Origin of the sequence: Mycolicibacterium frederiksbergense (genome assembly GCF_012223425.1) — a bacterium.
Classification (GTDB): domain Bacteria; phylum Actinomycetota; class Actinomycetes; order Mycobacteriales; family Mycobacteriaceae; genus Mycobacterium; species Mycobacterium frederiksbergense.
This window is the reverse complement of sequence record NZ_CP038798.1, coordinates 19,915-40,294: the sequence shown is the minus strand read 5'-3', so window position 1 is coordinate 40,294 and position 20,380 is coordinate 19,915. Positions and strand designations below refer to the sequence as shown.

17 protein-coding genes and 4 pseudogenes are annotated in these 20,380 nt (G+C 63.6%); 8 read left to right on the top strand and 13 right to left on the bottom strand.

Annotated features, from left to right (window positions below; all coding sequences use genetic code 11):
• Window positions 1–4: 4 nt before the first annotated feature.
• The 4 genes and pseudogenes from EXE63_RS01965 to EXE63_RS01950 all read right to left on the bottom strand — a co-directional run.
• Window positions 5–1,249, bottom strand: a complete 1,245-nt coding sequence (locus EXE63_RS01965; protein WP_168140567.1) for a DUF7373 family lipoprotein — start codon at window positions 1,247–1,249, stop codon at window positions 5–7.
• Window positions 1,250–1,298: 49 nt separating this feature from the next.
• Window positions 1,299–1,670 carry a type II toxin-antitoxin system RelB family anti-toxin gene (locus tag EXE63_RS01960; protein WP_168140566.1) on the bottom strand — a complete coding sequence of 124 codons (372 nt, stop codon included), beginning with the start codon at window positions 1,668–1,670 and terminating at the stop codon, window positions 1,299–1,301.
• A gap of 291 nt (window positions 1,671–1,961) precedes the next feature.
• The gene (locus EXE63_RS01955; protein ID WP_168140565.1) at window positions 1,962–2,546 is read right to left on the bottom strand and encodes a hypothetical protein; all 585 of its coding nucleotides are present in this window, start codon (window positions 2,544–2,546) and stop codon (window positions 1,962–1,964) included.
• Window positions 2,547–3,031: 485 nt separating this feature from the next.
• Window positions 3,032–3,298: pseudogene (locus tag EXE63_RS01950) on the bottom strand (YiaA/YiaB family inner membrane protein); the annotation flags it as partial.
• A 56-nt stretch (window positions 3,299–3,354) separates the two neighbouring features.
• On the opposite strand from EXE63_RS01950, the pseudogene EXE63_RS01945 reads away from it, so the two are divergent.
• From EXE63_RS01945 to EXE63_RS01935, 3 genes and pseudogenes are all read left to right on the top strand, one after another.
• A pseudogene (locus EXE63_RS01945) lies at window positions 3,355–3,642 on the top strand (transposase); the annotation flags it as partial.
• Window positions 3,643–4,295: 653 nt separating this feature from the next.
• Complete coding sequence (ltrA, locus tag EXE63_RS01940; protein ID WP_168140724.1) at window positions 4,296–5,750, top strand: group II intron reverse transcriptase/maturase; 1,455 nt, start codon at window positions 4,296–4,298, stop codon at window positions 5,748–5,750.
• A 15-nt stretch (window positions 5,751–5,765) separates the two neighbouring features.
• Window positions 5,766–6,872: pseudogene (locus EXE63_RS01935) on the top strand (IS3 family transposase); the annotation flags it as partial.
• A gap of 149 nt (window positions 6,873–7,021) precedes the next feature.
• On the opposite strand, the gene EXE63_RS01930 reads toward EXE63_RS01935, so the two are convergent.
• The 9 genes and pseudogenes from EXE63_RS01930 to EXE63_RS01890 all read right to left on the bottom strand — a co-directional run bounded on the left by EXE63_RS01930 (window position 7,022) and on the right by EXE63_RS01890 (window position 15,642).
• Entirely contained in the window at window positions 7,022–8,587 is a 1,566-nt protein-coding gene (locus EXE63_RS01930; protein WP_168140562.1) for a hypothetical protein, read from the bottom strand.
• Between the two features lie 266 nt (window positions 8,588–8,853).
• A complete protein-coding gene (locus EXE63_RS01925; RefSeq protein ID WP_168140561.1) occupies window positions 8,854–9,150 on the bottom strand; it encodes a PLDc N-terminal domain-containing protein in 297 nt (98 codons plus the stop codon).
• Between the two features lie 24 nt (window positions 9,151–9,174).
• Complete coding sequence (locus EXE63_RS01920; RefSeq protein WP_168140560.1) at window positions 9,175–9,618, bottom strand: hypothetical protein; 444 nt, start codon at window positions 9,616–9,618, stop codon at window positions 9,175–9,177.
• Window positions 9,619–9,686: 68 nt separating this feature from the next.
• On the bottom strand, window positions 9,687–10,937 hold the full coding sequence (locus EXE63_RS32480) for a helix-turn-helix domain-containing protein (RefSeq protein ID WP_209999707.1): 1,251 nt from the start codon (window positions 10,935–10,937) through the stop codon (window positions 9,687–9,689).
• Window positions 10,938–11,265: 328 nt separating this feature from the next.
• Window positions 11,266–11,549 (bottom strand): annotated as a pseudogene (locus tag EXE63_RS01905) (IS256 family transposase); the annotation flags it as partial.
• Window positions 11,550–11,618: 69 nt separating this feature from the next.
• Window positions 11,619–11,846, bottom strand: coding sequence for a hypothetical protein (locus EXE63_RS33655; RefSeq protein WP_494546308.1), 228 nt, complete (start codon window positions 11,844–11,846; stop codon window positions 11,619–11,621).
• Window positions 11,847–11,848: 2 nt separating this feature from the next.
• A complete protein-coding gene (locus tag EXE63_RS32715) occupies window positions 11,849–12,025 on the bottom strand; it encodes a hypothetical protein (protein WP_234904135.1) in 177 nt (58 codons plus the stop codon).
• A gap of 911 nt (window positions 12,026–12,936) precedes the next feature.
• Window positions 12,937–13,773: a mycofactocin-coupled SDR family oxidoreductase gene (locus EXE63_RS01895; protein WP_168140559.1), complete on the bottom strand. Its 837-nt coding sequence runs from the start codon at window positions 13,771–13,773 to the stop codon at window positions 12,937–12,939.
• 201 nt (window positions 13,774–13,974) lie between these two features.
• On the bottom strand, window positions 13,975–15,642 hold the full coding sequence (locus tag EXE63_RS01890; RefSeq protein ID WP_168140558.1) for a thiamine pyrophosphate-binding protein: 1,668 nt from the start codon (window positions 15,640–15,642) through the stop codon (window positions 13,975–13,977).
• Between the two features lie 558 nt (window positions 15,643–16,200).
• Between EXE63_RS01890 and EXE63_RS01885 the strand changes: the two genes are divergently transcribed.
• The 5 genes from EXE63_RS01885 to EXE63_RS32710 all read left to right on the top strand — a co-directional run bounded on the left by EXE63_RS01885 (window position 16,201) and on the right by EXE63_RS32710 (window position 20,342).
• Window positions 16,201–17,400: an aromatic ring-hydroxylating oxygenase subunit alpha gene (locus EXE63_RS01885; protein WP_168140557.1), complete on the top strand. Its 1,200-nt coding sequence runs from the start codon at window positions 16,201–16,203 to the stop codon at window positions 17,398–17,400.
• Window positions 17,401–17,544: 144 nt separating this feature from the next.
• A complete protein-coding gene (locus EXE63_RS01880) occupies window positions 17,545–18,045 on the top strand; it encodes an aromatic-ring-hydroxylating dioxygenase subunit beta (protein WP_168140556.1) in 501 nt (166 codons plus the stop codon).
• 59 nt (window positions 18,046–18,104) lie between these two features.
• The gene (locus EXE63_RS01875) at window positions 18,105–18,938 is read left to right on the top strand and encodes an alpha/beta fold hydrolase (protein ID WP_168140555.1); all 834 of its coding nucleotides are present in this window, start codon (window positions 18,105–18,107) and stop codon (window positions 18,936–18,938) included.
• Window positions 18,939–18,981: 43 nt separating this feature from the next.
• On the top strand, window positions 18,982–19,371 hold the full coding sequence (locus tag EXE63_RS01870) for a bifunctional 3-phenylpropionate/cinnamic acid dioxygenase ferredoxin subunit (protein WP_168140554.1): 390 nt from the start codon (window positions 18,982–18,984) through the stop codon (window positions 19,369–19,371).
• 8 nt (window positions 19,372–19,379) lie between these two features.
• Complete coding sequence (locus tag EXE63_RS32710; protein ID WP_366515278.1) at window positions 19,380–20,342, top strand: DODA-type extradiol aromatic ring-opening family dioxygenase; 963 nt, start codon at window positions 19,380–19,382, stop codon at window positions 20,340–20,342.
• Window positions 20,343–20,380 lie beyond the last annotated feature (38 nt).

Here is a 20,380-nt window from a genome sequence, read left to right as displayed (position 1 = left end):
GCCTTCACTCGCCGGCCAGAATGCGGTACTGCGCGGCCATCTGCTGACGCACGTCGGCGACGTCGGCGGAGAACGCGGTGTAGACGTAACGGTCCACCGTGGCGACGCACCTGACATGCCACAGGATGCGCTGCCAGGTCATCGCCGCGGTCGCCGGAAGGGAACCTTTGTTGCGTTGGAAACACTTCGCAGACGGGAGCCCGGGAACACCGTCGACTGGGGAGACGTCCACCAGGGTGCCCATCTGCTTGATGAACTCCTGGGCGATGCGCGCCGCGCCGTCGGCGTTTCCGGCCTGGTAGACCGTGGTCAGCCGTTGGGTGACGGCGTCGACTCCAGCGGTCTTGAACAGCGCGGCTGCGGTGACGGGGTCGAATTCGAAGTTCAGCCATCCTTGGGGTGCCCACACCCCGGCCATGACGGGGGCTGCATTGTCGGGCCCGGACAGGGTGAGCGACAGCAGCCGCCCGGTGGGATCGAGGGGAAGCTTCGGCAGATCCGCGGGCGCGGTCGGAGTGAACTCGTCGATCCTCTTCTTCTGCGTATTCAGCGCACTGCCTGCGAGTAGGGCGGCGTTTGCGCCGGTCGACAGCCGTGGGCTGACCGCCGATTGGTAGAGCACGTAGGGTCCGTGCGCGGTGAAACTGTCCACCCGGGTGACGTCGTCGGGCAAGGCATAGCTCACCGCGAGGCTCTCGGGGGTATCTTGCAGCGGCGCAGGAGGTCCCGGCGCGACGTCGAGCCGCGGTGGCGCCTGAGCCACCATCTCCGCAGTTGCCGCGGCGGCAGCCGCGGCGTCGGGAAACTCCAACACGACGTTCTGCAATGAACGCTCTGGCCCGGTCGAGGTGACGCGCGCCGAGGCGAAGCCGGACCGGAATCCGTGAGCTTCGGCGATGTCGGGCCACGGATTGGGCATGACTCCGTTGTCGCGGATCATCTTCACCGAACTCAGCGGAGAGTTCAGACCAGCGTCGAATCCACCGGGCATCGCGCGTAGCGCGTCGTCGACCTCCCAGGGGCCCACGGTGAACTCCGCGATGCGGTGGGCTTCCATGAGATTCTGGCTGGACACGTTGTCGCCCACGGCGCCGAAAGGATGGCTTGGGGTCACCGTGTAGGCGCCGGTGTCCATCAAGGCCACCACGGCGGCGTCCCCGTCGCTGGCCTTGACCGCCTTTCCTGATATCGGCGACGACGAGCATCCCGCCAACACGACCGTCGCGACCAGTACCGCTGCCGTCCGCATCACACCCCCGACTCCTCGCTGATTGGCTTCCGGCCTTTCACGGGTCATGTCACCGACCCCGCCCCTGTGCCGACGATGGACCAAACACGTCCAGCTCCAACGAAATCTCCACGCCGTCCTTCTCTGCGACGATCTTCGGCCGGACCGCGCCCGTGGCGGTCAGGTACTCCCGCAAGGTGGAGAGCAGAAGGTCCTCACGATGCTCGATTTTGGACACCGTGCCCTGGTCAGTACCCAGCACCTCCGCCACCTGCTGCTGGGTGAGCCGCGACGCCCTGCGGATGTCGGCCAGGCCATTGGCATGAAAACTGCTGTGAGCTGCGGCAACCGCGAACTCCCGCCCACCCGCGTCGGTCAGCCCATCGTCGACCCGCACAGGCACCGCGCCAACCCGTCGGAGGCGGGCCTGCTGTTCACTCATCTCGGTCACTCGTCTCGCGTTCGTTTGCCGTCGGCCGGTAGCGCACAGTGCACGCAGTATGGCGTGAACAGCATATGGCCTGGCCGTCCGAGTGATCGCCAAGCGGAGCTCGTCGTCGCGAAAGTGAGCGCCGTCGCCACGCTGACGGGCCGCCAGGAGCCGAAAGCTCCACGGGAGGCAGGGAAGTGAACCCGGCAGACTCTTTGATCACCGGACGGTATTCCCACGATGCCACAGCCACCCGCCCGGACCGCCTGCGTCGTGAAGCCATTGTTACGGCGCCGTGGGGTGCTATTTGCCGGGGAACGTGCGCAGTTCCTCGGTCAGTGCGAAGGTGTCGGGGTCGGCGTAGACCTTGGGGTGATCGGGGTCGAAGGTGGCAAAGAGCGGGCAGTCCGTGGCCGGGCCGTCGACCGGTTCGAGGGTGGTAATGGACTTGCCGGTCTTGGCCTCGCGCAGCTCGACGTCCCACTTGACGGCGTAGTGCTCAGCAGTGACCTTGCGCCCGCTGGAGTCGAAGTCACACGACCCGGACCTGACTTCGCTGCCCTTCTGGCGGGTCACGCATGCCACGACGGTGATCGCGGTTACCGGGTCGTCGGTGTCGTATATGCCGGGTCGGCGATCCAGGGTGACTTGACTCCACGAAATGTGGTCGGCTTCGAAGGACAAGGCCGAGAAGCCCTGTTGGAACGCGATGACCTTGTACGGCTCGCTGTAGGCGGCGGCGTTGCTCACCGAGCCGTCCGTGCAGACAGAATCGAAGTCGCCAGCCGAGGTCGCAGGCTTGGCGTTGGATGCACGGTCGGCATCGCTCACGGTGTCGGAGCCGGTGATGCGTATCAACGCGACGACGGCGAGGACGACCGCACCCATCACGATGAGTATTTTCCGGTTGGAATTGCGCGCGGGCCGCGGCGGATGCGGAGGCCCAGGACGTCCGAGCGGCGGGTGGGGTCCCCAATGCTGTTGGGGCGGTGGCCCATACCACGGCGGTGGCGGCGGCGTGGCGCCGTAGGGCGGAGGTGGTCCTGGGGCCGGGGCGGTGTCCCACCGGCCGGGTCCGACCCACTGCGGGGGTGGGCCGGGGGCTGCGGGGGTTTGTGGGGGTGGGCCGCCGGGTGAGACGGTCGGGGGCTGCTGAGCAGCACCCCATGGTGGCTGGCGGACCGACGGTGAGGTTCGAGGGGCCGGCGGCGGAGGTGGCTGTGTCTCCCGGGTAATGCGTTGGGTCCGTTCAGCATCGGGCTGAGGTGGCGCCACGGTGCGCTCTTGGGGTACCTGTGCGGTGGTGTCCTCGTCGTGGGCCATGGTGGTGGTCACCGCCCCCTTTCTATTCCTGGTCGGCGCGGGTGCAGCTGTCAGACCACCGACGTCAGTGGATTGTGTTCGGTCAGCATCTTTTCCACCCGCGCCGCGTCGACACGAACTCGAACGGTCGACGCCTCTTGTTGGTCACGGACCACCTTGGCCAAGCCAAAGGTGCTCGAGACCAAGAACAACACGCTGACGGCGAGAAACAATCGTTGCCAGGGATCCAATGGGAGGAACACGATGCCCACCACGGTCGCGACGAAGCTGACCCCAAACGCCGCCACGCACTGAACGAGAAATGCCGCGGTCGTCTTGGTGAATCACCCCAGGTTTTGTGCCGTTTCCTTCTGAGTTAGGAAGGATGACGATCATGCCGAAGAAGATCGAGCCGGAGGTCCGTGAGCGGGCGCTGCGGTTGTTGGAGACTCATGGCGGGGAGTATCCGTCGCTGACTGCGGCGTCCGCGGCCATCGCCAAGCAGCTCGGAGTGGGTAAGGAGACGGTCCGTCGGTGGGCGGTGCAGGCGCAGATCGACGGTGGCCTCCGCCACGGTGTCACCTCGGAGGAATCTGCTGAGATCAAGAAGCTCAAGGCCGAGAACCGGCAGCTGCGTGAGGATGTCATGATCCTGAAGGCGGCGACGACTTTCTTCGCGGGGGAACTGTGCGCCACGAGGCGCCAGGTGAATCGAGAGGTGGTGAGAGACCGTCTCTGTTGGGTCGTCGCAGCGGCCTGATGAAGCGTCGGGGCAGCCGGTCGCCGGGAACGACGGTGATTGGTGGCAAGCGGCCCCGAGAAGGCGAGCCGTGCTGGTACTGCCAGACGGTGCGGGCTCGTCGAGCGAGGTCAGAAGGTGCAGCGTAAGCGAACCAGTGTTAGACGCTCCGTAACCGCGAAGCCGGCTCCAACCTGGTGGATATGGGCCGGTGTGCAGCGCACGAATCCCGAGGTGGGGTTCGACTCCGAAGCCGTTTAGTTCCAGCGGTGGGGAGGCCACGGTGAAGGCCTGCGGCGTAGCCGTGGCGATGCTGTCGGAGTAGAGCTGGGCGCCTCCCTGACCAATCGATGATCTGGTGAACGTGGGAACCATCCTGCGGGACCGTTCATCTCCACCGGATAGCCAATCTGGGTGGGGTGAGAAGACTCGAGTTCGGAGTCGAGGACCGCGACGGGTGGGGCGGAGGCCTCGTAGTAGTCGCGGGCGGTGACGTGCCCGCCGCGGAGACCGAGAAAGGCGGTCGCAGGGCGAAGGGGGCCAGCAAGACATGCAGCACGAGAACTGGAAGATCAGGAGGAAGCGCGATGTCGCCGGTGAATACCGACGAACTTGAGTTGGCGCTGATGGTGGCGCGGCAACGGGTACTGAAGATCCAGACCAAGCTGCACCGTTGGGCTCGCGATGATCCTCATCGCCGGTTCGATGATCTATTCAACCTCGTTGCCGATCCCGCGTTTCTGTTGGTGGCGTGGGATCGGGTGAGCGGAAACAAGGGTGCCGCCACGGCTGGGGTGGATCGGCGCACCGCGTCGTCCATCGCGGCTGCTGATGGGGTCGAGGTGTTCCTCGACGAACTACGGTCCAGTGTCAAGGACCGTAGTTTTCACCCGTTGCCGGTGCGCGAGCGGATGATCCCCAAGGCTGGCGGCAAGTTGCGTCGGTTGGGGATTCCGACCGTGACCGATCGGGTGGTCCAGGCATCGTTGAAGTTGGTGTTGGAGCCGATCTTCGAGGCGGATTTCCTGCCGTGTTCCTACGGTTTCCGTCCGAAACGCCGGGCACATGACGCGGTGGCTGAGGTGCGCTATCTCGCGACACGTCCCAGGTGTTATGACTGGGTCGTAGAGGGAGACATCAAGGCTTGTTTCGACGAGATCGACCACACCGCCCTGATGGGTCGGGTGCGTCGACGCGTCGGTGACAACCGTGTCCTGGGCTTGGTGAAGGCATTTCTGAAGGCAGGCATCCTCACTGAGGCGGGCCTGCTGGCAGACAGCACCGCGGGGACTCCGCAGGGTGGGATTCTCTCGCCGTTGTTGGCCAATGTGGCGTTGTCGGTGCTCGATGAACACATTGCCGGGTTGCCGGGTGGACCGGCCACCGGCAGAGCCGAGCGCGCTACACGACTTCGTCACGGACAAGCGAACTTTCGGCTCGTCCGCTACGCCGACGACTGGTGTCTGATGGTGCGGGGAACTAGAGCCCACGCCGAAGCACTACAAGAGGACATCGCCGCCGTGCTGGCGACGATGGGGCTTTCTCTGTCACCGGAGAAAACCCTGATCACCCATATCGACGAGGGGCTGGATTTCCTCGGGTGGCGCATCCAGCGTCGCCGTAAACGGGGCACCAGCAACAGCTACGTCTATGTTCATCCGTCTACCAAGGCCGTGTTGGCGGTCAAATGGAAGATCAAGACGTTATGCCGAACAGTCGAACCCAACCAGCCGCTTGATGACCTGCTGCGTCGAGTGAACTCGACGTTGGCGGGCTGGGCGGGCTATTTCCGGGCCGGGGTGTCCTCGGCGACCTTCTCCTACCTGAGTCACTACACGTGGCAGACGGTATGGCGGTGGTTGCGCCGAAAACACCGCAAGTCGACCTGGAAACAGTTGCGTCGCCGGTATTGCGGTGGCGGCTGGTGGCCAGCCACCGAGGACCACGTGTTGATCGATCTGGAGAAGATCGGCACGACCCGCTACCGCTACCGCGGTGCGGTCATCCCCTCGCCCTGGCCAGATATCGATCAGGACACCGCAGCAGCCTGAACTGGGTCTTGTGGAGAGCCCGGTGCATTGAAAGGTGCACGCCGGGTTCGGGAAGCGGCCCGGGAAAACGGAACAGCCACAACGACTGTCACCGCGTCCCGGGCCGACTTTCACCGACCCCCGCAGCCGATGATCATCGGATTCATCGATCAGATGCGATCCGAGGGTGCTGCGGTCGAGTCGGTCTGCCGAGTTCTGTGCGAACAGGGCTGCCAGGTCGCCGCACGCACCTACCGGGCATGGCGCAGTCGCCGACCCGCCGCCCGCACCATCACCGACGCCCAGACCGTCGATGCGGTGCGTGAGGTCGCCTGGCGCGTCGATCACCACGGTTGTCGTCGGATGACCCCGGAAGGGCTCTACGGGCGCGTGAAGATGCGCGCCCACCTGGATCGCACCACGATGTCGGGTGTGTCCTATGGGGCGGTGGATCGTGCGATGAAGATATTGGGGCTCAAAGGTATTCGTCGGTCGAAGGGAATCCGCACTACGATCCCGGCCGCGGATGGGATCCGTGCCGGCGACCTACTCAATCGGCAGTTCCGCGCTGAGGAACCCAACCGGGTCTGGGTGACCGACTTCACCTACGTGCGCACCTGGGCGGGCTGGGTGTACGTGGTGTTCATCATCGACGTGTTCTCCCGCAGAATCGTGGCCTGGCATGCCTCGACGAGCAAGGGCGTCAGCCTGGTCATCACGCCACTGCGGATGGCGTTGTGGCAACGTGCTCGCGATGGCTATCCAGTGAAAGATGGTGAGCTGGTTCATCATTCGGATGCCGGGTCGCAATATACGTCGGTTCGGCTGACCGAGCGGCTGTCACTGGAACACGTCGCGGCATCGATCGGGTCGGTCGGCGATGCCTACGATAATGCGTTGGTCGAGTCAGCAAATGGCCTCTACAAGACCGAGTGCATTCGCACCACGATCTTCCATGCCGGCCCGTACAGGACGATCGCCGACGTCGAGTTCGCGACGGCGGCCTGGGTCGACTGGTACAACTGCAGCAGGCTGCATTCGTCCATCGGCCTGGTCCCGCCCAACGAGTACGAGTCGCTCTACTACGCTGCCCTCAATCCCGAGGGCCAGCCCCAAATGGAGGCGGCACAAAACCTCGGGTGATTCATGGAGATAGTGTCGGGAATGCTCACATCTTGAGTATGTGGGCGGCGCAGCACCGTTGAGTGCACCAATTTTTGTCGCGGGCTCGCGGCGCACGGTGTGCGCGGCATGGCGCCAACAGCACAGGGTCGAGTCGCCCTGGGTTCGGCTCATGAGTCGGGTTCCCGCAGCAGTGTCAGCAGGTCGTTCTCGCCGCGGTGAGTCAGCAGTGCGATGACCTCGTCTGGTGTGCACTGCAGCGCCCGGCTGAGGGTGGCGATGGGGTTACGCACCTGGCGTTTACCCACGAGCATCCTCAGGCGGGTCATGGTGTCGGCGTCGGCGGCAATTAGGGTCGCGGTGACGGTGCCGTCGTCGGGGGTGAAGGCCAGCACGATCGTGTCGTCGCGAAGGGCGCCCAGTGTGGTCGCCAGCCCGCGGAGGGAGCCGAAGCTCGCGCCGTTGGTCACCGACAGTAGCCAGGTCAGAGTGAGTTCGTTCTGTGGTCCGGTGAAGGTCCGGCGGTGTCCGGGGTTTACGCCCAGGGCGGTGGCCACCGCCCCGCTCACGGTGATGCCGGAGCCTCTCAGCACTTCTGCGGTTACGGGTATGGCATAGCGGACATTGGTCGTTCCGTCGTGGAATGCGCCGCGGATGGTGTTGAGGGGGGCGACCTTTGGCCAGCCATCGTCGTCGCGGCGGTGGCGGATCGTGCCGTTCTCGACGACGAAACCGGGGGCGTTGAGATAGGTTCGGATCGAGCTCTCGGCGACGTCGGGTAGGGCCGCCCTGACCTCGTCGACGATCGCGGTGATGCTGACGGGTCGGCTGGCGGCCTTGAGGCGCGTGGAGATCTCGGCGTAGACACCGGTGTACTCGCGCAGGCCCCATTCCCGCAGCGCCCAAGTCTGTTTGGTGGTGCGGGTGAATTGAGGCTCGTTGCCCAGGGCATTGCGCGCGGATTGCTCGGTGAGAGCGTCACCGGCAATGGCGGCGACGTCGGCGGGGGTCGCCGGCTTCCCGAGCAGGTGTAGAACGGCTTCGACCTTGTCGGCGTTGTCCGATCCCCAGCGCACCCATTTGTCACCGAAGCGACGCAGGGTCGGGTGGGTGTCGAGGACCTTGGTGGCGATGGGAGCTGCGACCTGGAGGTGCGTGAGGGCAGCGCGCAGGGTGGCGGTGGTGGGGGCCTTGTGTTCGGCGACCACGCCGTCGAGGGTGGCCAGGGCCGCGACCAGGGTGGGTCCCGTCGCGCTTTCCAGCCAGACGCCTTTCGGTGTGAACGGGCCCGCAAGATGCAGCAGCAGTTGACCCAAGTCGGTGGCGATGTCGAGGCCGAGATCGTTGAGTTCGCTTCGCGCGGTGTGTTCCTGAGTGAGCGAACCCAGGCGGGCGCGGAGTGTGGTCGCGTACTCGCCAACGATGGCGTGGGCAGGTTCGGCAAGGAGATCGTGGAGTCGGGCGTAGGCGCGGGGTGTCTGGCGCTGCACGTGGACGGCGGAGACGCCGAGCTGCCGGGCGGTCACAGGAGCGCTCGCGGGGCGCAGCGTCCAGCCCCGCGCCGCGAGCAGCGCGTAGTCGTGGTGGGGGAGGCGCTTGAGCATTCTGCGGATCGCCGTCTGCGGGTCTTCGGGTTGACCGGTGGGGGCTGACCGGGCGGCGGCGACGGTGTCGCGCGCAGTGCAGCTGCCGCCCCCACCGATTCGCTCATTGCCCAATCTTACACGTTTCGTCACCGTATGAGCCTAAACGAAACGTAACAAAACAAAAGACACGAAACAAAACGCTAGAGCAGAATCGGAGGGCCGGTCCCGGGGGACATGGTCTGGGGGTTGGGACGATCTGCTAATCCAAAGACACTGGGACCACCGCGGCACGCCAGTATGGCGACACCCCACACCAAGTGTCGGACGTCGACCGTCATCTCAAAGGAAGCACTTGTCCTCACAGACAACGGTTGTGGGGGCGTGCACTTCTGTGACGAAAGATCTTGCAGGGCCGGTTAGCCCGCAGTGGTGCGCCCGCACGCGCGGGTCGCTACCCGGTAGGTAAACCAGCACAGCGCGCCCACGATCGGTAGGCACCACACAACCGCCAACCACACCGCTGAGCGCGTGGGACGCTGCTTGGCGATCATCGTGGTGGCACTCCCGGCCAGGATCAGCCACACCATCAATCCCGGAATGCCCAGGACCAACAACGCCAACCCGGCGTCCAGGCCCTCACACCCCATCTCCGACGGCTGCCGGACACACTCGCTGAGACCAGATTCCACCGGAATCGGCGCTGACAGAACCATACTCGGAACGAACCGGTGCTGCAGCTAGGAGTTGCCCCGCCTTGAATGTCTTTCCGGATAGCCTTCTGCACGAAGGGCAAGGGCGTTCGTGAATTCGGCGCGGATCTTTGTTTCTGCGTCCGCGGGCAACGAAGGAGGAAAAACTGGGCGGTCTGATCCCGCCAAGCTCTCAGGTGAGTAGCGCCAAGAACCATCGCCATTCACGAAGATGACCCATTTGCTGTGCCCCTCGCCGACTACGTAGTCCAGAACGATCGGAATCATGAAGTACTTCGGTGCGAGCATGCCCCCAGCGAAGCGCTTCATCGGTTTGATCTTCATCTCGTGTGCAGACGCGGCGAACTCACGAGCGCAGGTGTTGATTATCTGACGGACGGTGGACTCGACCTGTGCCGCTGCGGAATCTGACTGCTGACTCGATCTTCTGTTCTGCTCAACGACGCGACGCGCATCATCTGCCATCCCCATGCGCATCAGTATGCAGCCCCCGTTCAGGTCAGGGTGGGATTGGATCACGATTATCTGACGCGGCGATATCAGATCGAGCTACTGGGTCGATCCGGCATGGGAAACGGCAGGGTGAACTCGGTGAACCAGCGCAGAGGGTGCAGGTTGACTCCGCCCACCAACGACTCGGCGGCATCGGGTGGCAGATCGTAGAGCATCAGCACGTCGTGGTCCTGAAACAGATACTCGGACAACTCATCCCACGATCCGGGTCGGACTTGGCGGGGGCGGGCGGCGGCCTGGGCGCGCCGCAGGATCAGGTGCAGAACCATCTCTTCCCCGGTACACCGGGGGATGGGCGCGCCCCACAGGCGCGTGTCGGCCGCCAGGCGCTCAGCTGCGGCGGCGAGTTGACAGCGCCATAGCCGTGATTGACCGAAGGTGATCGCCGGCAGCGTCTGGAGCACCTGGAGCCGACCATGGGTGTGCTCGGCGACCGCGGCGGAGCCAAGGGTGGCGTCGTCGGCGCGGATTGCGGCCGCGATGTCGTCTGCCGCGACAGCGATGAGGCTCGATTGTCGATCGGAGATCGTCGCTAGGATCTCGCCGAACTCGTCGTCCCCGTCCAACAGGGCCGGCTCCTCGGCGTTCGATGATTCACCCGATTGAATCGGGGGAGCGTCGTCTATCGCCGCCGACGTCACCACCAGCTCACCGTCCAGCGTGACGAACGGCGTGAGGGTGACTTCAAGGATCTGCCAGTCCGGTGCTGTCTCGCGGTGACGGTCGAGAACAGTTCGATAGTCCTCCCGTGCAAAGGCTTTCACTGCCTCGGTGTCTTCGTCGAGGCCGCAGTCCAGGCCGAGGCGGGCGGCGGCCCGAAGGGCGGAGGCTTCGTCGGGATAGACCCAGAGATCCAGGCGCCGCGATCCGCTGTACCCACGGTGCGCCATTGTCCAGACTCCGGGTCCGTGAGCCGTTTCGTGAATTCGGTGGCCCACAACACCGGAGTAATACTCGGCAATCAGCGCGTTCTGAATGAACGGGGCCGCGGCAGTCCGCACGGCGTTGACGTCGGCCACGCTGATGTCGTCCGTACCAAGGTAGCCAGCATCGTGCAGGGCTGCCTCGAGCACGCGGACGTACGGGTAGTCGATCTCGGTCGCGAGCGCGGCTAGATTGGCTTGCGTAGGGAGGGAACGCGTTTCGCCGACACGCCACTGCCTCAGGGTCTGCCGACTGACGCCGATCCGGTCGGCCAGGCCGCCGATGCTGGCGCTGTGACGACGCTGATACTCGTCAATGAGACGCCCCAGGTGGCTGCTTGCAGGGGTCACCATGGCTCCGAGTGTGCACCTAGATCGCACGTCATGACAAGACACAATTTCCCTATTGGGAAACCAATACCTGACATAATCGCTATTATCGGTTAGTTCCGCTAATTAGCTATTCGGCCGTCTTCTCACTCAAACGTACAGGGAAACTGGTGAAGATCGGAGTGTCCGGGTGCATGTCGAGCAGCTCGCCCAGCCGCTTGTCGTGGGCTCGAAGATGAGCGTTGAGTAGCGCGAGCTGTTCTGTTAATACTTTGGCTGCCAATGCTTTACCGGCCACAGTGCCCTCGCTGGCCGACAATAGATGAGGCTGCATCCGCGCGATGAGTGTCTCGGGTTTCTGTCGGCCACTGTAGCCGTGTCGGCCGGTGAACAGATGATCGGTCAATCCGCGGCCAGACCCGCTCGAGAGCCAACTTGAACAGCCGGGCAGCAGACCACCCTCACCGTCAGCGCCACCTCGCCGGAATCGATCTGAGCCAGCAAATCGTCCACCGCACCCGAAGCCCGAAGCGCCTCGGCCATCTCCACGGTGGAAACCACCTCACCCAACTGCAAATCCTCGTCCTTGCCTGTCGCATGTCCTAAGATCCTTCCGTCAGGACTTACACAGACCATCTGACACCCCCTCGCATCATCATGAACATCCAGCACTTCACGACCAGCCCGGCGATCGTGGGGAAGAACTCATCGAAGTCGACGTCGGCCTCCGCGCCGGCCTCGGGGCTCTGGAGGCACCGACACCTCGTTCTCAAGCCCTCCGAGTTCGGACCGGCGCCGCGCGACATACCGAGACACGGTCACCTCCGAGCAGGCAGCCCCATGCTCGGCGATCAGACGCTGCCAGATCCGCCGAGCGGTATGGCGCTGCTTGCGCGGAGCATCCTCATCGGCGCGCAGCCAGGCATCGATCACCGTCACCCACGATCGATCGCCGGACGCGGCCGCGCCGAATACGCCTTGCGCGGCGGCGGGACCGCGTCATCAAGCGCTTGACGCACCGTCCAGCGATGAGTGCCGTGCCGATCGGCCAACACCCGGATCGACAGGCCCTCAACCCGCCAATCCCTCCTGATCTTCTCGAACAACTCCACGCGTGACCGCATCCTGACCGACCCTCCCTGACCGCGACCGCCAAGGACGACGGGCGACAGGAACAATCCGAACGAAGGGTGGGGCCAACATTGAGGACACACCGCCCCACCCCGCCAGCAATGATCACCACCCCGGTGGGGCCAACATTCGTGAAGAACAACGGCCGAAGTGGGGCCAAGTCAGATGACCACACTCATATGGCTAATCGAGGATGCTGCCGTTTGACGCAATGAGTCGGCACAGAATCGCTGGCGGGCATGCACCCCGTAACACGGACCACCCAGTGAGCCCGAGCCTGACCGCGACTTCGTCCGGATTGGTCCGCGGCGCACTCCGCACTGCCCTTCGGCTCCGCGGACCTACCGGAACGGCGCACCTAGCACGGACCGGTAAGCACGGGGGCAGACCTGATTCACATCAATGCTGGGCCCCACGCGATCGCGGGCAAGACTGAGCTGGTCGATTGCGACGTGATCGAAAGCTACCGCCGAGCGCAGGACTGTCTGCACCTAGGGGAGCTGTCTCGACAAACACATCGGCCGCCGTTCGTCTTTCACCTACTGCCAGGTGATGCCCTGACTACATCTGCCAATTACTACCGATGGGGCATGAGCCAGCGTCCCGGGCGAACACAGCCCCCCCGGACGACTTCGTCGGCCGGGTGCGCCAGCGCGTCCATGCGACCTCCCATGGGACTGATGGCTCTGTGGCGCAGCCGATTGCGCGGTTACCGATGTCCGTTCGCGGGACCAATGCTCTCTCCCGAGAAGCCGATCGGAGAATGCTCCGGCCCCTTCCGATGGCCATGTGCGGCGAGACCTGCCATACCGAGCCTTCTAGGCCCGCTCACTGGTGAGGGCCGGGGTCACCAGCGCGCGGCTTCTTCGCCTGGCGCATTCAGACAGAGAGGTTACTTCAGCGCATAACCGGCGTCGACGGGAAGTCGGACACCGGTCACATATCGGGCCTCGTCGGAGGCGAGGAAGTACACGGCGTTGGCAACGTCCTCCGGCTCGACGTATGGGACCGGAAGAACGTTGATAGTGCGAAAGGCCGGCTCGGCGTCGGCGGCCGTAGGATTCTCGAGGTCGGGTCTGAACAGCCGCAAGTTCGCATCGCTGAGCAGCAGTGGCGTACGGACCGTGGTCGGGTGTACCGAATTGACCCGGATAAGGTGTTCACCGAGCTCCAGTGCGAGCGTTTGCATGAGGCCCGCCAGCCCGGACTTGGCGCTCGTGTAGGGCCCCATGCCCGGCTGAGCCCGTAGTGCCATGGACGAACTGACCAGCACGACCGACCCGCCCTGCCCACCCGAAATGATGTGCGGCACTGTCGCTCGCGCCGTGTTGAACATCCCGGTGAGATTGGTGGCGAGTACGTTCTGCCACTCCTGCGCCGATATCGCTGTGAGCGGTGCTGGATTACCCCCCACGCCGGCGTTCGCGACCACAATGTCCAAGCGACCGAGCTCGGCCGTCCCTTCTTCCACCACCTCGGTGAGGGTGGACAGATCAGATACGTCGGCCTGACGTGAGATGATCCGCCGTCCCAATTTCTCTACCATCCTTACGGTTTCGGCTAGGTCCTCCGGGGTGGCGGCCGGGCCGCCCTGCGAAGGCACGGCCTTCGCGGCATCGACCGCGATAACGTCTGCGCCCTCCTGGGCCAATCTGATCGCAACGGCGCGGCCGATGCCGCGTGCGGCTCCGGATACGAAAGCCACCTTGCCCAGTATTTGCTCAGCCATGGACATCCCTTCTCCAATCTGGTCGAAAACTACTCAGAAACAACAACATAGCGAATAAGCCGTAGGTACACAGTTGGTAACGTCGGGTGTTGGACCCCTACGCCCGCGGGACCGGCGCCGCTCCATGGTGAGACTTCAGCATAGGGCGCGCTCGCTCACTGCAATTTTATTCCTTTTCCAGCCCTCGGTTTCAGCCGACGTTTACGACGCGGCAGTCGCCGACAGCGGGACTAGATCGGGTGGTAGCCCCTCGTTGCGGTCTTGGATCACATCAACCACTGCGGGGCGTCCACTGGCCAGCGCACGTTCGATTGCCGGCGCGAGATCTTCTGCGTTCTCGACGCGCTCACCATATGCCCCGAGTAGCTGCGCGAACGCTGCGAAGTCGGGGTTGCCATAGAACACCCCGTGATACCTCTCACCGTGCGACGAACGCTGGCGGTCCCGCGTGTTACCAAACGCGAAGTTGTTGGTGATCACAATGACAATCGGAATCTGTTCTCGCACAGCAGTTTCCAGATCCTGAGCGACCATCCAGAAACTTCCGTCGCCGCACACTGCGACGATGCGCTCGTCCGGGCGTCCGAGCTGGAGGCCCATCGCCGCCGGAAGGCCCCAGCCCATCGAGCCACCCGCGGCGAGCTGATAGCTGCCAACGCGATCGGTGGTCAGGTACCTCTGCAGCCAGGGGCCCATGCTGGCAGCATCGTTGACCAGGATCGATCGGTTGGACGCCAAAATCTCGCGCAGCGCAGTGATCACCTCTGCTGACGTCACACCGACCGAGGTCCGCGCCGGTGCCGACAGAGTGGCCTCACCGAGGTACGCCGCGCGCAATGTCTTGACCCGCAGCCTGCGCCGGTCGGATATGTCGGCATGTCCGGTCCGCGCTTCGAGCGCAAACCGTAGCGCGGCCGTCGTCCCGCGCGCGTCGGCGCAGATCGATACCTCGGGCGGGTAGACCCGCCCGAGCACATTCTCGTCGATGTCGACGTGGATGAGCTGCGACGTCTCGCCGAGCAGGCTCCACGACTTGGTACTGAATTCGGAGAACTTGCAGCCCAACGCCAGCACGACGTCCGCATCACGCACCGCCGACTCGGTGGTCGGCAGCGCCCCGTAACCCAGACTTCCGCTGAAGACCTCAGAACTGTTGGGAAATACGCTCTTTCGTCCCCAGGTTGTAACCACCGGTAGATGGAACTGCTCGGCGATAGCCACAAGATTGTCGTCGAAAGCGTCACCTCGGACGCCGCCGCCGACGATAACGACAGGGCGCTCCGCCGAGGCAAGGAGATCGGTGGCCGAGGCCACCGCGACGGGGTGCGGCGCAGCCGGGGTCAGCCGGAACCGCGGCTGCAGAGCCGGTCCTGCCTCATTCACCTGGACATCGAGCGGCAAGGACACCAAGACCGGACCGGGACGGCCTGACATCGCGGTGCGAACGGCGCGCTGCAGCAACTCCGGGATGCGTTCGGTGTCGTGAATCTCCACGGCCCACTTCGTCATCGGCTCGAAGAACCGCACCAGATCGATCTCCTCGAACGAGTCGCGGTGGGCAATGCCATCAGGGACCTGCCCAACCACCACGAGCATCGGGATCGATTCGGCGTGCGCGTTGTGCACGCCGATCGCAAGGTTGGCCGCCCCCGGGCCACGGGACGCCAGACAGACGCCGAGTCCTCCAGATGAACGGGAGAACCCGTCGGCCATCATCGATGCCACTTGCTCATGACGCACCGAGATGAAACGGATCGAGCTGTCGCACAACGCATCGATGAGATGCATGACTGTGGTGCCCGGCAGGCCGAAGACATGGTCGACCCCCTCCCGCTCGAGTGCCGCTACGGTTATTTGCGCGCCGTTCAACCGTCTGTCCTCATTCGGTAGTAAGCCTTCAGGATCAGCAGCGCTGCGTGAGTCTTACAGGGTTCGTACAGCGGTCCGCCGATCGTGACTCTATTGAAAGCATCATTTCTTCGTCTAGGTAGCGAAATCGAATAGCTTCTATAAAAAGGAAGTATTCGCGGCGTGAATCCCGCGCTGCGCCCGCCACTCGGCGCGGGAATGGGCGCCGAACGACCACCATTCGCTCATCGCCCAGGCGGCGACCACCGTTCCGACGGCGGCGCATCGATTGGCTAGAGAGCGCTCCCTGTGCGAGCCCAGCGCCGCGCTAGGATCGAATCCCAGGTCAATGGCGATGTCAACCGCCACACCGCGCGAACGGTGGCTTCTCTATCAGTACCTGAGATGCATACTTGATATGCAATATATGCCTCTAGACACGATGTGACGGCAATCATAAGGTTGGCCGCATGGCCCGGTCGGCAGCCCCCTGCCCGGTGTGAGACCCGCGACAATGCGCGCACTCGACATACATCGAGTGCCCGTCGGCCATGTGGAATTTCGAAGGGACAAATGGCAATGACGGCAATTGACCAACTCAACGATCTGGTCGACTGGGAGAACGGCTATGTATCGTCGGCAATCCATTTCGACGAAGAGATCTACAAGGTCGAACTGCAACGAGTGTTCGAGCGCTCATGGTTGCTGGTCGGCCACGCGGACATGGTCCCAACCCCGGGCTCGTTCGTCACCAACTACATGGGTGAGGTCCCGGTGATCATCACCCGCGACAACACCAACGGGATCCGCGTGCTGGTCAACCGGTGCGCGCATCGGGGCAACCAGGTCTGCCTGTTCGACCGTGGTCAGACCCGAGGATTCGTCTGCTCCTACCACGGGTGGAGCTACGGACTCGACGGCGCCCTCACCGGTGTGCCAATCGAGCAGCATGTCTATCCCGACGGCCTGGACAAGTCGAAGCACGGCTTGGAGACCGTTAGGGTGGCCAACTTCCATGGCTTGATCTTTGCAACGTTCGATGCCAACGCCCCCTCGTTGGAGGACTGGCTCGGCGAGGACACGATCTGGTACCTGGAGCATTTCGTGCTCTCGCTCGATCTGGGCGGTCTAGAGCTGTTGCCAGGGTTCCACCGGTACTACTCACCCGGTAACTGGAAGTTGAACGCCGAGAATTTCATCGGCGACAACTATCACGTCTTCGTGGCCACCCATGTGGCGTGGTTGGCCGTGTGCCGCGACTTCGTGGAGCGTGGCATCGCGGTGCCGATGACCACATATCCGACCGGAGACGGCTCGACGCTCTACGAGATCAGCACCGGGCTGAAAAAGGGCAGTGTGCCCGTCGGCATGGGCCTGGTCATTGCCGATGACGTAGGTTTCAAGCGCGATTTTGAAGGGGCCCAGCGACTTGGCCCCGAGGCCGTCGAGTGGGTCGAACACCGCTACAACGTGCTGCAGAACCTGCAGAAAGACCGTGAAACCAAGATGTACGGCTTCATGAACGCGGGCATCTTCCCCAATATCTCCCTCATGGGCTTCCTGTCGCCGATGCTCGGCCGGCACTTCCAGCTGTGGCACCCGCGGGGGGTGCGCGCACATGAGGGCTGGCAATGGACAATGGTCGAGAAAGACGCGCCGCAGGTCGTCAAGGACATTGCAATCCAGCGGGTGTACCAGGGCAGCACATGGCGGGGTGGTGGCACCCGACGATGTCGAGAATTACGAACGCATCGTGGACGCTTCTGCACCGCAACATAACTGGGAGAGGCCGTACTACTACGGTATGCAATTGGGGCACGAATCCGACGTAGCGTCCGACCTACCTGGTCGACTTGGGCCCAACCCGAGTGAAGCCGATCAACGGAACTTTTACCGGTTTTGGCTGGAATTGATGGAGCAGCGATGACGATCACCACGTCCAAATGGGAACTGAAGCTCGAGGTCGAGGACTTCCTGGCCAGGGAGGCTCACCTTCTCGACGAGCGTCGCTTCGAGGAATGGCTCGATCTTTTCGCCGAGGACGCCGAGTACATCATGCCGTTGAAAGAATACGTGCAAGGCGACGTGGCACCGGCCGGTCATCCGATCATCCACGACGACAAGGACATGTTGCGCGTTCGCTTGGCGAAGGACGCCACAGGCTACTCGCACTCCGAGTTGCCTGCGTCGATGACTTGTCACCTCTTGAGCAACATTGTGGTCGACGAGGTCCCGGACTGCACCGATGTTCTGGTCCGTAGCATGTTCACCGTGCGCCAGTCGCGCAAGCTGCGTGACGAAGCCTGGTGGGCCGGACGGCGGATCGACCGTCTGCGCCGGTTCGATGGTTCATGGCAGATCGCGCGGCGGGAGATCCTGCTCGACGCCACGATCCTGCCACGTGGGCTCTCGATCTTCTTCTAGCGAGCTCGGAACGCCTTCCCGCCACAGCCGAGCTCTATCATCAACCATCGGAGAGAGAAATGAGCATTGCCCAAGACCTGAGCACCGGCCAGTTCGTTCAGGCCGGACCGTACCGGGTCCACTATCACGAAGCGGGTGACGGACCGGCGGTCATCATGTTGCACGGTGCAGGGCCGGGCGCCACGGGGTGGGGGAATTTCTCCGGCAACATCGAAGCGTTCGCCGTATCGCACCGGACCATCCTGTTGGACATGCCGGGGTTCGGTCTCTCGGATCCGATCACCGATACTTCCCAGGCTGCCACCACGATTCGGGCACAGGTGGTGCGCGACCTGATGGATGTGCTCGGTATCGACCGCGCCAGCATCGTCGGCAACTCGATGGGTGGTTCGGTCGCCATGGCTGTCGCCGTCGACTTCCCGGACCGGGTTGAACGTCTGGTCCTCATGGGTGCCGGGGGCACACTCTCGACCATCACCGCTCTGCAGCCCACCGAAGGTCATCGAGCAATCCGGGCCGCCGCCGAGAACCCGACGCGGGAAACTGTGCGACGCGTGGTCGACGTGATGCTCTTCGACCCGTCGGTGATGACTCCCGAAGCCTTCGAGCGACGGCTCGAAGCGTCCCAGCGGTCACCCTTGCGAGAGACGCCGACCGGGACATCTGCAGCACCATGGCGTGACCAGACCCCCGAGCTAACGCAGATCCAGGCCAGGACATTGATCATCTGGGGCCGAGAGGACCGGGTCAATCCGCTCGAAATTGGCTTGCTCCTACTCCGCGAGATCCCGGAATCCCGCTTGTTGGTGTTCCGACGGTGCGGCCACTGGGCTCAGGTCGAGAAGGCGGAGGAATTCAACCGGGTGGCAACGGAGTTCCTGGCAGCGCCATGAGTCCGACCCACACGATCCAACTCCGAACGATGAGTGAGAATCCATGCTGACAGATGACCAGGCCGGCCACCCGCCGAGGCAGCACGAAGGGAAGTCGACCGTGCTGACCCTCGGCCCGTCTGAGATCTATCTTTGCGATACCACCGATGTGTCAGAAGGCGAGGGGCTGCGCATCGAGCGTCCGGAACTGCCTGAACCGATCGCCGTGATTAGTTCGGAGGGCCAGTACTTCGCCGTGAGTGATACCTGCAGCCACGCAGACGCTTCGTTGGCCGAGGGGTTCGTCGAGAACTGTCAGGTCGAGTGCCCGATGCACTTTGCGAAGTTCGATCTCACCACCGGGCGGGCCTGTTCGCTGCCCGCAATATTCCCGATCAAGACGTATCCGATCCAGATCGTCGACCAGAAAATCCACCTCACACTATCCGATTAGGGCTGAAAATGCTTACGCTAGGCGTCGCAACTTCCCATGCGCCAGCCATCCTGCTGCCAGTCGATGATTGGCCCCGAGCCTACGAATTGATGCGAGGTGATGTAGCGCAACCACTTTCGGCCGCACAGGAGAACGCTGCGACAAACGCTGCTGCCAAACGGCGGATCGACGCGAACCTCGCGCGGTTGCGTTCGGTGATCCAGGAAGCCGATCCCGACGTGCTCATCATCATCGGTGACGATCAGGCCGAGGTTTTTGGTTCGGCGTTCAACCCGACGTTGGCGGTCTACTGCGGCACCGAAGTCAGTGGGCACACACTGCCGCGCTTCGCCGACCAACCGGGCATCGACGAACGTATAGATATGAAATGCGGCGCCGAGTTCGCCACTGCCCTGGCAACAGGTCTTGTCGAGTCGAGCTTCGACGTGGCGGTCATGACCGAATTGAAGCCGCTGAGCAAGCCGCACGGCATCGGACACGCTTTCACTCGCCCGGGGCGCTTCCTGGGTATAGCCGATATGGGCATCCCCATTGTTCCGGTCTTCCTCAACTGCTACTTCAATCCGCTGCCCACGGCCGCACGCTGCTACGAGCTGGGAGTGGCAATACGCGAGATCGCCGATTCGCGACCCGAACGGGTCGCAGTGTTGGCCTCTGGCGGCTTGTCCCACGATCCAGCAGGTCCGCGTGCCGGCTGGATCGACTGCGATCTGGACAACTGGGTGCTGAACAAGCTGCGCGAGGGCCAAGGCCGTGAGCTCGAGAACCTGTTCACCGTTGACTCCGGCACCTATCACGGTGGCACCGGCGAGATCCGGGCATGGATCACCGCCGCAGGAGCATTCGACACACTGCCGGCCGAGGTCGTCGACTACATCCCACTTCACCATGCGGTCACCGGCCTGGCATTCGCCTACTGGCAACGACCTGAACAGGTCAACGACCAACTGGCGCAGCAGTCAGCCTCGTGATTATCGGACCATCGCCGCCGGCCCGTCCGCCGCGGCGG

Excerpts from the sequence above, each read along its gene's own strand:
- EXE63_RS01925 (WP_168140561.1), bottom strand. The coding sequence starts at position 9,150 with ATGGTTCTGTCAGCGCCGATTCCGGTGGAATCTGGTCTCAGCGAGTGT.
- EXE63_RS01880 (WP_168140556.1), top strand. The coding sequence starts at position 17,545 with ATGACGATCACCACGTCCAAATGGGAACTGAAGCTCGAGGTCGAGGAC.
- EXE63_RS01885 (WP_168140557.1), top strand. The coding sequence starts at position 16,201 with ATGACGGCAATTGACCAACTCAACGATCTGGTCGACTGGGAGAACGGC.
- EXE63_RS32480 (WP_209999707.1), bottom strand. The coding sequence starts at position 10,937 with ATGGTGACCCCTGCAAGCAGCCACCTGGGGCGTCTCATTGACGAGTAT.
- EXE63_RS01920 (WP_168140560.1), bottom strand. The coding sequence starts at position 9,618 with ATGGGGATGGCAGATGATGCGCGTCGCGTCGTTGAGCAGAACAGAAGA.
- EXE63_RS01960 (WP_168140566.1), bottom strand. The coding sequence starts at position 1,670 with ATGAGTGAACAGCAGGCCCGCCTCCGACGGGTTGGCGCGGTGCCTGTG.
- EXE63_RS01965 (WP_168140567.1), bottom strand. The coding sequence starts at position 1,249 with ATGCGGACGGCAGCGGTACTGGTCGCGACGGTCGTGTTGGCGGGATGC.
- EXE63_RS01955 (WP_168140565.1), bottom strand. The coding sequence starts at position 2,546 with ATGGGTGCGGTCGTCCTCGCCGTCGTCGCGTTGATACGCATCACCGGC.
- EXE63_RS01870 (WP_168140554.1), top strand. The coding sequence starts at position 18,982 with ATGCTGACAGATGACCAGGCCGGCCACCCGCCGAGGCAGCACGAAGGG.
- EXE63_RS01875 (WP_168140555.1), top strand. The coding sequence starts at position 18,105 with ATGAGCATTGCCCAAGACCTGAGCACCGGCCAGTTCGTTCAGGCCGGA.
- EXE63_RS01895 (WP_168140559.1), bottom strand. The coding sequence starts at position 13,773 with ATGGCTGAGCAAATACTGGGCAAGGTGGCTTTCGTATCCGGAGCCGCA.
- EXE63_RS32710 (WP_366515278.1), top strand. The coding sequence starts at position 19,380 with ATGCTTACGCTAGGCGTCGCAACTTCCCATGCGCCAGCCATCCTGCTG.